General features: G+C 40.6%; 16 protein-coding genes. 2 read left to right on the top strand and 14 right to left on the bottom strand.

What is annotated here, in order from left to right:
• Nucleotides 1–108: 108 nt before the first annotated feature.
• From B9N65_RS05755 to gatB, 3 genes are read right to left on the bottom strand one after another with little or no spacing between them, the layout of a single operon-like run.
• The gene (locus B9N65_RS05755; RefSeq protein WP_087583162.1) at nt 109–1,164 is read right to left on the bottom strand and encodes a glycoside hydrolase family 3 N-terminal domain-containing protein; all 1,056 of its coding nucleotides are present in this window, start codon (nt 1,162–1,164) and stop codon (nt 109–111) included.
• Nucleotides 1,161–2,051, bottom strand: a complete 891-nt coding sequence (locus B9N65_RS05750) for an NAD(P)H-dependent glycerol-3-phosphate dehydrogenase (protein ID WP_087583161.1) — start codon at nt 2,049–2,051, stop codon at nt 1,161–1,163. Before B9N65_RS05750 ends, B9N65_RS05755 begins: the two co-directional genes overlap by 4 nt.
• Before the next feature lie 12 nt (nt 2,052–2,063).
• Nucleotides 2,064–3,485 carry an Asp-tRNA(Asn)/Glu-tRNA(Gln) amidotransferase subunit GatB gene (gene gatB, locus B9N65_RS05745; RefSeq protein ID WP_087583160.1) on the bottom strand — a complete coding sequence of 474 codons (1,422 nt, stop codon included), beginning with the start codon at nt 3,483–3,485 and terminating at the stop codon, nt 2,064–2,066.
• 213 nt (nt 3,486–3,698) lie between these two features.
• Here gatB and B9N65_RS05740 point away from each other — a divergent pair, with 213 nt between their 5' ends.
• Both B9N65_RS05740 and B9N65_RS05735 read left to right on the top strand, forming a co-directional pair.
• On the top strand, nt 3,699–5,081 hold the full coding sequence (locus B9N65_RS05740; RefSeq protein WP_087583159.1) for a purine-cytosine permease family protein: 1,383 nt from the start codon (nt 3,699–3,701) through the stop codon (nt 5,079–5,081).
• A complete protein-coding gene (locus B9N65_RS05735) occupies nt 5,078–5,851 on the top strand; it encodes a creatininase family protein (RefSeq protein ID WP_087583158.1) in 774 nt (257 codons plus the stop codon). The genes B9N65_RS05740 and B9N65_RS05735 overlap by 4 nt, the downstream gene beginning before the upstream one ends.
• Nucleotides 5,852–5,990: 139 nt before the next feature.
• Here B9N65_RS05735 and B9N65_RS05730 read toward each other — a convergent pair whose 3' ends face one another.
• From B9N65_RS05730 to B9N65_RS05680, 11 genes are all read right to left on the bottom strand, one after another.
• Nucleotides 5,991–6,674 (bottom strand): F0F1 ATP synthase subunit A, encoded by a 684-nt coding sequence (locus B9N65_RS05730; RefSeq protein ID WP_002942300.1) that lies wholly within the window; start codon nt 6,672–6,674, stop codon nt 5,991–5,993.
• 65 nt (nt 6,675–6,739) lie between these two features.
• A complete protein-coding gene (locus B9N65_RS05725; protein WP_087583157.1) occupies nt 6,740–7,501 on the bottom strand; it encodes a TSUP family transporter in 762 nt (253 codons plus the stop codon).
• 138 nt (nt 7,502–7,639) lie between these two features.
• Nucleotides 7,640–8,176 (bottom strand): superoxide dismutase family protein, encoded by a 537-nt coding sequence (locus tag B9N65_RS05720; RefSeq protein WP_087583156.1) that lies wholly within the window; start codon nt 8,174–8,176, stop codon nt 7,640–7,642.
• A 66-nt stretch (nt 8,177–8,242) separates the two neighbouring features.
• Nucleotides 8,243–9,010, bottom strand: a complete 768-nt coding sequence (locus B9N65_RS05715) for a TIGR02757 family protein (RefSeq protein WP_087583155.1) — start codon at nt 9,008–9,010, stop codon at nt 8,243–8,245.
• Complete coding sequence (gene flgK, locus B9N65_RS05710) at nt 9,007–10,878, bottom strand: flagellar hook-associated protein FlgK (RefSeq protein WP_087583154.1); 1,872 nt, start codon at nt 10,876–10,878, stop codon at nt 9,007–9,009. Before flgK ends, B9N65_RS05715 begins: the two co-directional genes overlap by 4 nt.
• Before the next feature lie 2 nt (nt 10,879–10,880).
• On the bottom strand, nt 10,881–11,312 hold the full coding sequence (locus B9N65_RS05705) for a flagellar export chaperone FlgN (RefSeq protein ID WP_012001657.1): 432 nt from the start codon (nt 11,310–11,312) through the stop codon (nt 10,881–10,883).
• Between the two features lie 16 nt (nt 11,313–11,328).
• Complete coding sequence (locus tag B9N65_RS05700; protein WP_035142326.1) at nt 11,329–11,532, bottom strand: flagellar biosynthesis anti-sigma factor FlgM; 204 nt, start codon at nt 11,530–11,532, stop codon at nt 11,329–11,331.
• Between the two features lie 58 nt (nt 11,533–11,590).
• Nucleotides 11,591–11,890, bottom strand: coding sequence for a rod-binding protein (locus B9N65_RS05695; RefSeq protein ID WP_012001656.1), 300 nt, complete (start codon nt 11,888–11,890; stop codon nt 11,591–11,593).
• Nucleotides 11,890–12,942, bottom strand: coding sequence for a flagellar basal body P-ring protein FlgI (locus B9N65_RS05690; protein ID WP_009293749.1), 1,053 nt, complete (start codon nt 12,940–12,942; stop codon nt 11,890–11,892). Before B9N65_RS05690 ends, B9N65_RS05695 begins: the two co-directional genes overlap by 1 nt.
• 56 nt (nt 12,943–12,998) lie before the next feature.
• Nucleotides 12,999–13,565 carry a 16S rRNA (guanine(966)-N(2))-methyltransferase RsmD gene (rsmD, locus tag B9N65_RS05685; protein WP_087583153.1) on the bottom strand — a complete coding sequence of 189 codons (567 nt, stop codon included), beginning with the start codon at nt 13,563–13,565 and terminating at the stop codon, nt 12,999–13,001.
• Nucleotides 13,562–13,906: a hypothetical protein gene (locus B9N65_RS05680; protein ID WP_012001654.1), complete on the bottom strand. Its 345-nt coding sequence runs from the start codon at nt 13,904–13,906 to the stop codon at nt 13,562–13,564. Before B9N65_RS05680 ends, rsmD begins: the two co-directional genes overlap by 4 nt.
• Between the last annotated feature and the right edge of the window lie 66 nt (nt 13,907–13,972).

The following is a 13,972-nucleotide window of genomic DNA, read 5'->3' as shown; positions in this document are numbered from 1 at the left end:
AGTGGCTTTGGTATTTTTAGCAAATTCTAAAATTTGTGTCCAAACTATTAATTTTTTACTCAAATTTACATTTATTAATTGAGTAAATTTAAACTCATTGGCGTAAATTTAAAGCTTCGCTTTTAGAGCCATTATCCTCTTATATGATGCGTCGATTCGCTCTTTGCTGATCTTTTTCTCATTTACAGCATCGATTATGATCTGAGTGATCAGATCGGCCGTTCTTTGGTTATTTATCTTAAACTCACTAAAGAGCAAGATGTCGCCACCAGCGTTTATAAATTTCACCACTTTTTGCGCTAAAGCTTCGTCGCCAACGCCTTTCATCAGCATATCATCGCTAATGACTACACCATTAAATTTAAGCTCATTTCGCAAGAGATCGGTTATTATTTTTTTAGAAAGTGTGGCTGGATTGTCCTCGTCGATGCCTTTTACAAAAAGGTGCCCGACCATGATGATCTGCGCTCTACCTGTGCTTATCGCGTCTTTGTATGGCAGTAGCGCATCTTTGCTTAGCGTGACCTCACTCTTATTTTTATGTGAGTCCTCTTTTGAGCTGCCATGTCCCGGGAAGTGCTTAAGTGTCGTTAGGATGCCCTGCTCTTTAAATGCATCCATAAAGGCATCAGCGTAGATTACTACCTTGCTTGCATACTCGCTAAACGCCCTTTGCTTTGCAGCGATGATCGGCGAGTTTTCATCGTGCAGATCAACCACTGGGGCGAAATTTAAATTTATGCCGCACTCTTTTAAATTTATAGCCATTTTTGAGTAAAGATCATAAGCGCTTTTGATATCAAGCGTGCTTGCGACCTCGTATGCACTAGGATATGGGCCGTCAAAGCTCTTATCCTTCATACGGCTTACGTTGCCACCCTCTTCGTCGATAGCGATGAAAATTTTAGGACTTTTCTCTTTGATCGCCTTTATGCTAGCTTTTAGCTGGGCTTTGCTAGTGACGTTTCTACCAAGTAGCATCACTCCGCCAAATCTCTCATACCCAGCGTCGCTTAACATCGCGCGAAACGCAGCATCTTTTGTGCTAGCTCCGTTAAAGCCAACCATTATCATCTGCGAGACCTTGACTCTTAGGCTCACCTCAGCGCCATTTAGCCCCAAGGCAAAAATAGCAACAAAAAGTATAAATTTAAAAGCTTTCATCTTCTTCCTAAAAGCGATTTTACGCTCTCAAAAACGTCTTTGCCATTTAGCATATTTTCAACCTCACTAGCAATAGGCACATATATGCCCTTTTCTTTAGCGATCTTGCTAATAGCCCTTGCAGTATCTACGCCCTCTGCCACCTCGCCAAGCTCATTTAAAATTTTCTCTAATCTCTCGTGCCTTGCGATACCTAGACCTACGCGGTAGTTGCGCGAGAGTATCGACGAAGCGGTTAAAAAAAGATCCCCTGCGCCGCTTAGCCCCATAAATGTCTCATCTTTTGCGCCAAAAAATTTGCCAAATCTAGCCATCTCGACAAGCCCCCTCGAAATGAGACTTGCTCTTGCGTTGTTGCCAAGACCAAGACCGTCGCAGATACCACCAGCTATGGCGATCACGTTTTTATAGGCTCCGCACACCTCAGCGCCGATCACATCATCTGAGGTGTAGGCTTTCATATAGCTTGGGAAAAATGAGGCAAATTTCAAAGCTAAATTTTGATTTTTAGAATTTACCACCAAGGCACAAGGCAGCTTTTGCATGATCTCTTTTGCAAAGGTCGGCCCTGAAAGAAAGGCCAAATTTTCTCTATCAACAAAGTCTTCATAAATTTCATTTAGAAATTTGAGATTTGCCGTGTCTATGCCCTTGCTGGCGACTAGGATCTTTTGGTTTTTATTTTTATAGTTTTGCTTTAGCCATAAATTTGTAGCTTGCGTTGGGATCGTACAGACTAGGTATTCGCACTCCAAAGCTTCATCCAAGCTTACAAAATTTGGCATCTCTCTTGGCGTTCTTGAGCTGATGACGCACTCGTTATTTTCACTAAATGCGTGAAATAGCGCACTGCCCCACTTGCCAGCTCCGATGACTGCTATGCTCATTTTAGCCCTTTTTTAGCCTATTTTGGCCTTCAAAAGCTCATTGACCTTGCCTGGGTTAAAGGCACCCTTGCCCTCTTTCATCACCTGACCGACAAAGAAGCCAAACATCTTATCTTTGCCGCTTTTATACTCTTCGACTTTGTCGGCGTTTGCAGCTAAAATTTGATCTATGATCGCGATGATCGCTGAGTCGTCGCTCACTTGTTTTAAGCCAAGTTTTTCGATGACGCTATCAACGTCTGCGTCATGCTCCATTAGATAGTCTAGCACCTCTTTTGCAGCCTTGCCGCTAATCGTGCCATCTTCTATGCGTTTTAGTAAATTTATCATCTTGGCGCTGCTAACTGGGCTTGTCTCGATCGTTACGCCGTTATTTAATCGGCCAAGAAGCTCGACTATAAGCCACGTAGTAGCAAGCTTTGGCTGAATTCCAGCAGCGATTAGCTCTTCAAAATATCTAGCCATCTCAACGCTTTGAGTTAAATTTAGCGCATCACTCTCTTTTACGCCTAGCTCACTAACATATCTTGCGACCTTTTGCTCGGCAAGCTCTGGAATTTTGATCGCTTCGTTATACATCTCTTCTGGCACCTCAACAGGCAGCAAGTCAGGGTCAGGAAAGTACCTATACTCCGCGCTATCCTCTTTGCCACGCATCGATCTTGTCACTAAATTTGTCGTGTCAAACAGTCTTGTCTCTTGATAGACCTCTTCGTCATATTTGCCATCTTCCCAAGCTGCACTTTGGCGCTCTACTTCGTAGTCGATCGCCTTTTGGATAAATTTAAATGAGTTTAGGTTTTTTATCTCAACCCTTGTGTAAAGCTTGGTGTCGCCTTTTGGACGGATAGAGACGTTTGCGTCGCAGCGAAAGCTTCCCTCTTGCATATTTGCGTCGCTGATGTTTAAAAAGCGAAGGATCGAGTGTAGTTTTTTAAGATAAGCTACCGCCTCGTCGCTACTTCTAAGGTCTGGCTCGCTAACTATCTCAAGAAGCGGCGTGCCGGCTCTATTTAGATCGACCAAGCTCTCGTTTTCTTCGTGGATGTTCTTGCCAGCGTCCTCTTCAAGGTGCGCTCTAGTTACGCCGATACGTTTTTTAGTGCCGTTTACGTCGATGATAAGCTCGCCACCTTCTACGATAGGTATCTCAAACTGTGAAATTTGATATGCCTTTGGAAGGTCTGGGTAGAAGTAGTTTTTTCTATTAAAGACTGATTTTTTATTTATCTTAGCGTTTATCGCTGTGCCAAAGCTGATCGCCTTTTTGACAGCCTCTTTGTTTAGCACAGGTAGCGCTCCAGGCAGAGCTAGGCAGGTCGGACAAACGTGGGTGTTTGCCTCGTCGCCAAAGCTAGTCGAGCAAGAGCAGAAAATTTTAGTTTTTGTATTAAGTTGAGTGTGAACTTCTAAACCGATAACGACTTCAAACATATTTTTACCTTTAAATTTATGCAAATTTTTAGTGCGTATTTTAGCGATACTTTCTTTTAAAATATCTAAAGGAGTGCTTTTAAGGAAATTTAAAAACACTAACAATTCGTAACATTAATGATAAAAATTTAAATTACAAATTAAATATTTTTCGTAAGAAAAAAATAATATAGCTATAATAAAAAAAGACAAAATTTTATGAAAGGAGCTTGTATGAGCGACAAAGAGAATGTTGTTTTAGAAGATGGCGAACGTATGCTGTCTCCAGTTCCGATGTCTGAGCGACGCCCGACATTTAACCAGATAATGGTCTGGGTAGGTTTTGGCTACGTCGTTACTGGACTTTTCATAGGTGGCGTTCTAGCCGGTTTTGGCGGAAAGCCTGGCGTCTCACCTCAAACTGCCCTTTGGGCGATCATTTTGGGTATGGGCTCGCTAAGTATCATCACTGCGCTACTTGGCATAATGGCCCAAAAAACTGGTATGAGCCTAGCTCTAGTTTCTAGGTACTCTTACGGCATGAAAGGTGCAAATTTGCCAATGATCATCATGGTGCTACTAACACTTGGCTGGTTTGCCAGCATCACTGGCATGGTCGGTCAAATTTGGGGTTCATTTATAGGCAACCCAAGTGGCGTCATCGTCTTTGATCCGGCAAATTTTGGCTACAAAGATATCGCTCCAATCACGCTTGAGGTCTTCCTTGCTTGCTTTATCTTTGGCATCATCTTCACCATCACAGCATACGTAGGCATCAAAGCTATCGAGGCTATCGCGATCCCTATAAGCCCTGTTATCTTGATCATCGCAGTCTATGTTGGCTACGAGATGTTGGCAGAAGGTGGCGGAGCTGAGGCCTTTTTAGAAAAGACCAAAAACATACAAGGTCTTGGACTTGGAAATGCCATCACTGCTGTCGTTGGTAGCTGGATAGCAGGAGCTGTTATGGGTGTTGATCTATTTAGATTTAACAAATCAGTAAAAGCTGTCATAGCTGGTGTCGTGGCTTGCTTTATACTAACAAACCCTCTTTTAAACATAGTTGGCTACATCGGCGCAGTAAGCGTTGGTCAGTTTAACTACGTAGAGTGGATGCTAACAAAGTCAGCCCTTTTAGCTATCATCGGTGTCATAGCTTGGACAGCATCGCTTTGGACTACAAATAACGCCGAGCTCTACTGCAACTCGCTATATACCGGTCCAGTGCTCTCAAGCATAAATTTAAACATCAATAGAAAAAAACTAGTGCTAATCGCTGGCATAGTAGGCACAGTCCTTGGCTCATTTGCCTTTTATCAAATGTTTTTTGCGTCATTTATCACGATACTTGGCACATTTGCTCCGCCTCTTGCTGGTCCGTTAATAGCTGATTATTACATCATCAAAAAAGAAAAATACGACATCGCTAAATTTAACAGCGAACCAGACTATCACATGGCTGGCGTTATCTCATTTGTCATAGGCGCTTTGCTTGGATTTATCTTCCAGTATTATTTGCCACTTCCATTTGACCTACCATCAGGTCTTGTAGCGTTAGTTATTACGATTATTATCTATCCGATATTTTATAAATTTTTTAACAAGGAGATGAGATGAAAAAGGTAGTTTTGAACGAATTTAGCGCAAGAGAGCTAAAGCAAAAATTTGAGGCACACGAGATAGATAGCGCTATCACGACCTTTGGTAGCTGCGAGAGCCATGGCTGGCACCTGCCACTTGGCCCTGATCTTTTCGTGCCTGAAGAGATCGCAAAAAGAGCAGCTCTAAGACTTGGAAAGACCATCGTTGTTCCAGGCGTGCCTTTTGGTACTTCTATCCACTACAATCAATTTCCTATGTCAGTCACTCTTAGATTTGAAACCACGATAGCGATCGCTGAAGATATTTTTGAAAGCCTTATAAATAACGGCATAAAACATATCATCATCCTAAATGGCCACGACGGCAACATCCCTGCCCTTGAGATCGCTGCTAGAAAGGTAAAAGATAGACACAAAGATGCTGTTTTGGTCTTTATACCTGCTTGGTGGAACATCACAGGAGCTAGGCTAAAAGGTACATTTGACGTCTGGGACGGACTTGGTCACGGCGGAGAGGGCGAGACTTCTATAACAATGGCGGTTAAGCCTGAGCTTGTAAATTTAGAGTACGCAAAGTCACAAGTGCCTCATGACGTTATCGGTTTTGGCGAGTTTAGCACCATCATCTGGGATATCAAAGAGGTAACAGAGACAGGCGCAACAGGAGATAGCACAAAAGCTAGCCTAGAGAAAGGTCAAAAGATGCTTGATTGTGTGACTGACTACGTTGTCGAGATCATTGAAAAGCTTGAGAAAATGGGCTGGAAATACGACCACAGAAAATAAATTTATGTGTGCTAGAGATAGCACACATTTTTACTACTTAATTCTTCACTAAATTTATAAAACAAAATTTGAAATACTGACTGAAAGTTAAATTTGATAGATAAAAGAGAAAAGCCATATAAAAATATGGCTTTAAATTTTAATGCTCGTGCTCGCTAATAGCGACTGCACCAGCTAGATAAACGTAAGTTAGCATCATAAAGATAAATGTTTGCAAAACAGCCATAAGTGTTAGAAGTGCAAAGGCTGGAAGTGGAGCAAACCAAGGCGCAAGTGTAAGCATCGCAAGCAAAAATAAGTCATCGCCCTTGATGTTACCAAAAAGACGGAAAGAGAGCGAAACTACGCGTGAAAGATGTGAGATGACTTCGACTGGAAACATTATCGGAGCTAGAAATTTGTTTGGCCCCATGAAGTGTCCAAAGTATTTGAAAAAGCCATTTTCTCTAATGCCCTCAAAGTTGTAATAAATAAATACAACCAAAGCCAAAACTAGAGTTAAATTTAAGCTTGAGCTTGGTGACTCAAAGCCAGGGATGATGCCGATGACGTTTGAGAAAAATACGATAAAGCCGATAGTTGCGACAAGTGGTAGGTATTTTCTAGCTAGCTTTTCGCTACCTAAAGTATCCTTGCCCATAGAGATAACGCCCTCTAAATAAGCCTCAACTATGTTTTGAAGGCCTCTTGGTACAAGTTGCATTTTACTCCTTGCGATATAAGCAACGATGAGGATGATCAAAGCTACAAGGCAAAAGTGAAACGCATAGACAAAGGCATGTGAATGGTTTAGCAAATTTGAGAATAGAAACAAATCTTTCATTGATTTACCTTAGATTTAGAATTTTGCGTGATTGTAACAAAATTATTGTTAAAACATTTTTAATTTTAAGCCTTGAAGTAGTCAAAAAGTAGTTTGCAAATGGTCGCTGCGACAACTATCAAAAACATCGTTCTAATAAATTTAACCTCTTTTTTGATGACTAAATTTGAGCCAAAATAAGCTCCTAAAATTTGCCCCACAGCCATCAAAAAGCCAACTAGCCAAAGTATCTGCCCGCCTGCTATAAAAACGCCAAGTGCTACGATGTTGCTAGTAAAATTTAAAGCCTTTGTGTGAGCAACTGCCTTTTTTAAATTTAGCCCAATCAAAGCCACCATCGCAAACATCCAAAACGAGCCTGCTCCTGGACCAAAAAAGCCATCATAAAAGCCAAGAATTAGTCCAAAAATGACATAAAATAGCCTCTCATTCATCTTTGCAGCCCTGTCGCTCTCGCCTATCTTTGGCATAAAAAGCGTGTAGATGAAGATGGCGATTAGCAAAAATGGGATGATTATTTTTAAGAAATTTGCATTTAAAAATAAGATGAGCGTTGCGCCGATGAGAGCTCCAATAAATGTAAAAACTATGCCAACAAAGCACTCTTTGTAATCAATCAGCCCTTTTTTGGTGAAATTTAGCGTTGCCGTGAAGCTGCCAAAGACGCCTTGAAGTTTGTTTGTACCAAGGGCTAGATGAGGTGGCACGCCCATTGCCATGATGGCTGGCAAAGTGATCAGTCCGCCGCCTCCTGCGATCGCGTCGATAAAACCACCCAAAAACGCGGCGACAAAAAAGACAGTGTAGCTAAGTAGGTCAAATTCCATTTTTGTTCTTTGTAAATTTAAGTTAAAAAGCGGATTGTAGTTTAAAATTTTGAAATTTCATCTTAGAAATGGAGGTTAAAATTGAGCGTGAAATTTAAAAAAGCCTTTAAACACTTAAATTTAAAGGCTTTTTGTAGGTTACTTAATAACGCCGCAAAGCATTCTAGCGCCGCCACCGCCAAGTGCTTTTGGTTGGTCGCTGTGGTTATCGCCACCGACGTGAACCATTAGCGAGTGACCTTTTAGCTCGTCAAGATTTTTTATCTTTGGAGCTAGCACTGGGTAGTTTGCATTGCCCTCGGCATCTACGTAAAGCGCTGGTAGATCGCCTTTGTGACCCTTATCGTCCCATGCAAATGAGTGCATCTTTGTCTCAGCTGGATCCCAGTGACCACCTGCTTTCATGCCAAGGCCTTTCTCAGTCGCGCCACAATCAGCATTTTGATGAACGTGGAAGCCATGAAGTCCTGCAGGAAGACCTTTTAAATTTGGAAAAAACGCAACGCCGTAGTTTGTCTTAACAGCTACTACTTCGCCAACGCTCTTATCGCCCTTTTCGCTTAGCTCATTAACAGGTATAACTAGATGTTCGCCAGCCTTTGGATCAAAGTGATGACCATCGTGAGCAAAAAGCAAAGTTCCTAAAACAGCACTTAGTAAAACGATTTTTTTCATACAAGCTCCTTATGGATAAAATTGTATGGCAAGTCTATCCTAAATTTAAAAATTTAGCAATAATTTTTATTTTTTGAGATTTTTTACGATAGTTTCTAGCTCTTTGCTCTGCCCTATCCTGTAAAGCGCAAAGTCGTATTTTATCGGATCTAGCTCGTCAAATTCTCTAAGTTTTTTTGTAAGCCCCATCACCGCTTTGAAGTCGTAGCTCTTTCTATTTATAAGCCCTAAATTTAATGAAACCCTATGCGTATGCACGTCAAGTGGCATCAAAAGTCTATCTTTTGGCAGATTTTTAAATAGTCCAAGGTCAATGTCGCTATCTCGCACCATCCAGCGAAGATACATATTGTAGCGTTTATATGGGCTTTGTGGCTCTTTATTAAAGCTCTTGCCAAAGAAAAACTCATATCCATCCGAGCGGTAAGAATTTAGCCCGTAAATAAATTTAATAAGCTCATTTACGCCCTCTATCATCTCGCCGTTTTTTGCAAGACCTTGGCGCAAAATTTGCTCTATGTCAGCCTCTTTTTTCAGGCGTGAAAGTGTGATAAAAATTTCTTTTACGTCATTTTCATTTTGAAAGCGGTATTTAAAATTTGATAAATTTTTCTTGATATTTTGCTCGCTCTCATCAAGCAGGCTAAATTCAAGCGAATTTAGAAATTTCACTATCATTTTTGCGTTGCCGTAAGCAAATAACGCGCAAATGAGTGCTATGTTTGGCTCTTTAAATTTAGTAGCTACTTGAAGAGGATCTGGGGCGTCAAATAGCCCCGAATTTGTATTTTTACTAAGTACGTGCGAGTCTAAAAGGCTCTTTAGTTCGCTCATTGTTTTAGTGAAAGAAGCGTGTCAAGCATCTGATCAACAGTCGTGATGATCTTTGCAGCTGCGCCGTAGCTTGCTTGAAAGCGGATCAAGTTTGTAAGCTCTTCGTTGGTATCTACGCCACTTGTTGATTGAAACTCCTCTTCAGCAGTCCTTTGCAAAGATGTATTTGTATCGTGGATAGTGTTGTTCGCCTCGGTATCGCTCGCCATATCGGTTGTGAAATAGCGATAATATCCCTCAATCGTCTCATCTCTATCAAGCGCAGTGCCACTTGAGTAAAATGTCTGCTTTTGGTACTGAAGCTGAATCATCTTGTTTGCAACTTCGTTATTACCCACGACTGGCTTTGAGTAAGCACGAAGCTTTGTGTGATCTTGGGTGAAATTTTGATTGATGCCTATTGTATTTGAGTTTGTGCCAGAAAAAAATCTGTTGATACCAACAACACCTGGGAAATTTGTGCCGTGATCGACTATTGAGATGCTATAAAGCCCTTGAGCTTGCTTTGGTATGAGCGCAAATGTGCCTTGATGCGTGTTTTTATCATAAAAATACGACGCCTCAAAGAAGTCATCGACGTCATTTAGCATGTTGTTGTCGTTATTATCGTCTGAATTTGAGTTAAAATCCTGCACAACAGAGTTGCCGTATTTTGTATCATTCATCGTCGTTGTGCCGTTTATCTCGATGGTTTTTTTAGCTACAACGTTACCCTTGTTGTCATAGACGATAGCATCAAAACTGCCGTTTCTTATGCTGTTGTCGTGGTTCATCAGCGTCTTGTCGTTTTCTAGGTAGCTGATCGGATCTGAGTTTGAAATTTCAACCGCAGACTCGGCATAGACGTTATTTGTGCTAGTTATTAAAGTTTTTGAAAATGTATTTAGATTGTCGATATATTTTTGGATGATACCATCGCTAAATTTATCATTATCTGGCTCGTAGTTGCGGCCTCTAAGATCAAGTGCGGCACCTATCTTGCCATTTGTGATCTTCTCCTCCATAGGGATGCGTCTGCCATCTTCTCTTTCATAATAAATTTTCGTGTATTGCCCGCTCTCAGTTGAGCTCATAGAAATTTCATGAAAATTTACGCCATCAACGATGCTCACACCGCCGATATTTAGGTTGTAGTATCTTCCTTGATCGCTTATGCCTGTATCTATCCTTGACTCGCTTTTTAGATCGCTTTTATAAACAGCTGTATTTACTAGCTTTGACATAGCAAGCTCTAGCTCATCGCGCTTATCACGAAGGTCGTTTGCATTTATCTTGATGCCAGCGTCTGCGCCAGATTCAACTCTTTGAATTTGTTTATTGATATTTGCTATTTGCTTGCCAAGTGAGTTTATCTCGTTTATATTTATCTTTATAGTCTCATCTATCTGCGTGTGCATATCATAAAGCATCTTTGATGAGCGGTTTAGACTGCCTGTTAAAACGCTAGCTTTGTTTATCAAATTTACCTTTTGAGCGCCCTCGTCTGGGTTCGAAGCAAAGTTGTTCCACGCAGCAAAATACTCCTGGATATCCTTTACCATGCCAGTATCTTTTAGATCTGGGAAGTATTTTGTCGCCTCTTGTAAAATTCTCTGTTTGTAGCCTGTATTTTCTAAATTTGATGATGAATATTTTAGTCTTGAATAGGCAAACTCATCGTGAAGCCTTGTCACGGTATCTACTTGCGTACCTGTGCCAACTCCACCAGGGACTGTGTTCATCGCTGGAGATGCTGACTGGACTACACGCTGCCTTGTGTAGTAGTTACTATCGGCGTTTGTGATGTTGTTTCCGGTTGTGCTTATCTGAATTTGAGCTGCATTTAGCCCTGAAACGCCTGTGCCTAATGACATAAAGATATTAGCCATTTTTAAACCCTTGATTTGTAAAAATTATTATCTGTGCCGCTGCCGTCTTGTCCGTATTCATTAGTCTGAGTACCAAAGACTTTTTTGCTAAGCGAGTCGAAAAACTCCTTAACAACAACGACGTGTCTTGCATATTCTTTATTTACTTTATGCAAAATTTCAAGCTTTGAACGCATAAGCACTAGCTTTGACTTCACTTCATCATCTAAAACATTTGCAAGTGTCGTCGTGCCACTCTCTTTTGAAACCCTTAGCAGCTCTTTATCCAAAGCTCTTTTAGTATCTTCAAAAGCGCGCACAAGAGCATTTTTCTTCTTCACGCTCTCATCAACGCTTGAGTGTTTCGCCTCTTTTATGTTGGCGATATCTTGCATTGTTAAATTTATAAGCTCGTCTAGCTCGCCTATGGCCTCGTCCAAAAGCTTCTTTATCATTTAAATTCCTTTAAATTTAGAGCAACGCATCAGCCACAGCTTTTGCTGTTTTAGAGATATCTACCTGATAGGTGCCATTTGCTATTGCATCAGCTATCTCTTTTACTCTTGCGTTTTCGTTTGTTTTTACTTCTTTGTTTTCATTTTCAACTCTAGCATCGCTATTTTTATTTAGCGTATTTGCCTGGTAGTTTGGTCTTTGGTTCAAAGGAGTTATCATATCCATACCTCTTAAAATAAAATGTTTATATCACTACATCGGCAAAATATAAATTTACTTAAGAGTCTCTCTTCAAAAAATCGTATAAAAGTTCTGAAAAACCTAAATTTCCACTCAAAGCTTTGCTCATAGCGTCGTTATACATAGACCTGTAAATGTCGCTGCCAGCGGCTTTTGGATAGAGTGAGTTCTTATCATCTTCTTTTAAAGCGATATCAAGAACAGCTTTTACCATAAATGCTTCAAAAGCATCAGTTTGCTCTTTTAAAAGTGCATCTTGTTTGGCATTTGCATTTTTTATCTTGTTCGCTGAGATGTCACTATATGAATTTAGTGCTAAGGTGTTGTCTATTTGCATTATATTATCTCCAGATCGACTTGTATCGCGCCAACTCGTTTTAAATTTTCAAGTATCGAGATGATATCGCTTGGTGTTGCGCCAAGCTTGTTTAGCGCTCTTGTCACGTTTGCAACGGTTGTTTTCTCGCCTGAAATTTTAAGTAGATTTTGACTAGGAGCCACCGAGGTGTCGCTACCTATATTTACATCATTTTGCGCCGCCTCTTCGTAGCTGTTTGGCTCTATCTTTATAGTTATGGCGCCGTGAGTTATCACGACTGGACTAACTACCGCGTTTATACCGCTAACTATCGTGCCAGTTCTCTCATCAACTACGATTTTCTCATCTGGCTTATACTCGACATCAAGATCAAGCACAGCGCTTGCAAGCTCGATGATGCTAACATCATCTGGCTTTTTAACAATAACCGTTCTTGGATCGATCGCCTTTGCAGTATCGTCTGAGATATTTGCATTTATGGCGTTTTGGATATCAAGAGCGGTTTTAAAATTTGTATCTTTTAGGCTTAGTTTTATGCTATCTTGGTTGTAGATATCGTAAGTGACCTCGCGCTCCACAAGGGCGCCATTTAAGATAGTGCCAACGGTTGGGTGATTGCCGCCACTTCTTCCTGCGCTCTTGCCACCGATACTTAGAGGTCCTTGAGCCAAAGCGTAGATATCGCCATCAACGCCTTTTAAAGGGGTCATAAGAAGTGTGCCGCCTTGTAAGCTTTTTGCATCGCCGATAGATGAGATCTCGATATCAAGCTTGTCGCCATGCCTTGCAAATGCAGGCAATTTTGCTGTCACCATAACAGCAGCTGCGTTTTTAGACTTGATATCATCTGGATTTATCTTGACATTTACGCCTTGAAGCATGTTTGATAGCGACTGGATCGTAAATTTTGACGTTGAGCCATCCCCTGTGCCGTTTAGTCCGACGACTAAACCATAGCCTATTAGCTGGTTATCCCTTACGCCAACGATATTTGCAAGCTCTTTTATCTGCGTAGCAAAGGCTGAAGTAGCTATCACTGAAGCTGCTACAAAAGATAAAATTTTTTTCATATTTTTTCCTAAAATTTAGCTATTTTAGGTTTTTAAAGCAAAAGATGTTCCAAATTTTACTGAAAATAAGAGAGAGAAGTAGCTCCAAATTTTTTAAATTTAACTAGTTTAAATGCAAAAATTTCATCGCCAAATTTAAAGTCGCTGTTATGCTCAAAAACTATCATATAAATTTTCTCTTTTTTTAGTTGTGAGATCAAATTTACAAGCTTTTCATAGATATCATCAAAGCCAGCCCTTATGTCAAATGGTGGATCAAGATAGAGCAAAACCTTGCCATTTTGCGAATTTACAAGATCAGGCAAAAGCGCAAAGCTGTCGCCATTTATAGCTTTTAAATTTGGACTTTGCAGGCTTGCAAGGTTGCTTTGCGTGATCTTAAAAGCAGCTCTATCTTTTTCGATAGCGATAGCCTCGCGCGCTCCGTTGCTAACAGCCTCGCTTGCCATCACGCCGCTTCCGCCAAAACCCTCTATAAATGTAAGCGAGTAAATTTCATCTCTAATGACGTTAAAAAAGGACTCTTTTACGATGCTTTTTGTGCTTCTAGTCGTGCTTAGACTTGGTAGCTCAAGCCTTTTGCCTTTAAATTTACCACTTGAAATTTTGGTATAAAGTTTCACTGATTTGCCCTTAAAATTTCAAGCAGATCAGCTTTAAATTTATCTATTAAGAGTGATACTTTTTGCTCCAAACTCTTTTCATTTACTATCTGATCTGGCTCTTTTGCCTTTGAAATTTGCGTGGCTGAGTAAAACTCCTCAAGCGTATCAAGAAGAGTGGCTCTCGTAAATGGATGAGAAAGATGAGCGTTCTTACCTATTATAAATAGCGGTTTTTTTGTGACGATCTCACGGTCACTTACTACAAAATCACAATCCTTATGATGAGCGGCTAAATTTCCACAAAAAAGCAGCAAGGTCTTTTGCAGCAAAATGCAGTCGCATTCAAATGAAATTTTCATATCCCGTCCTATAAATTTTGCTCGATTTTAACCTAAATAATCAAAAATTTATATAAATACTAAAGG

This window comes from Campylobacter concisus (assembly GCF_002165815.1).
Lineage (GTDB): Bacteria > Campylobacterota > Campylobacteria > Campylobacterales > Campylobacteraceae > Campylobacter_A > Campylobacter_A concisus_BH.
The sequence above is the reverse complement of the archived record's forward strand: the minus strand, read 5'-3'. Positions and strand labels throughout refer to the sequence as shown.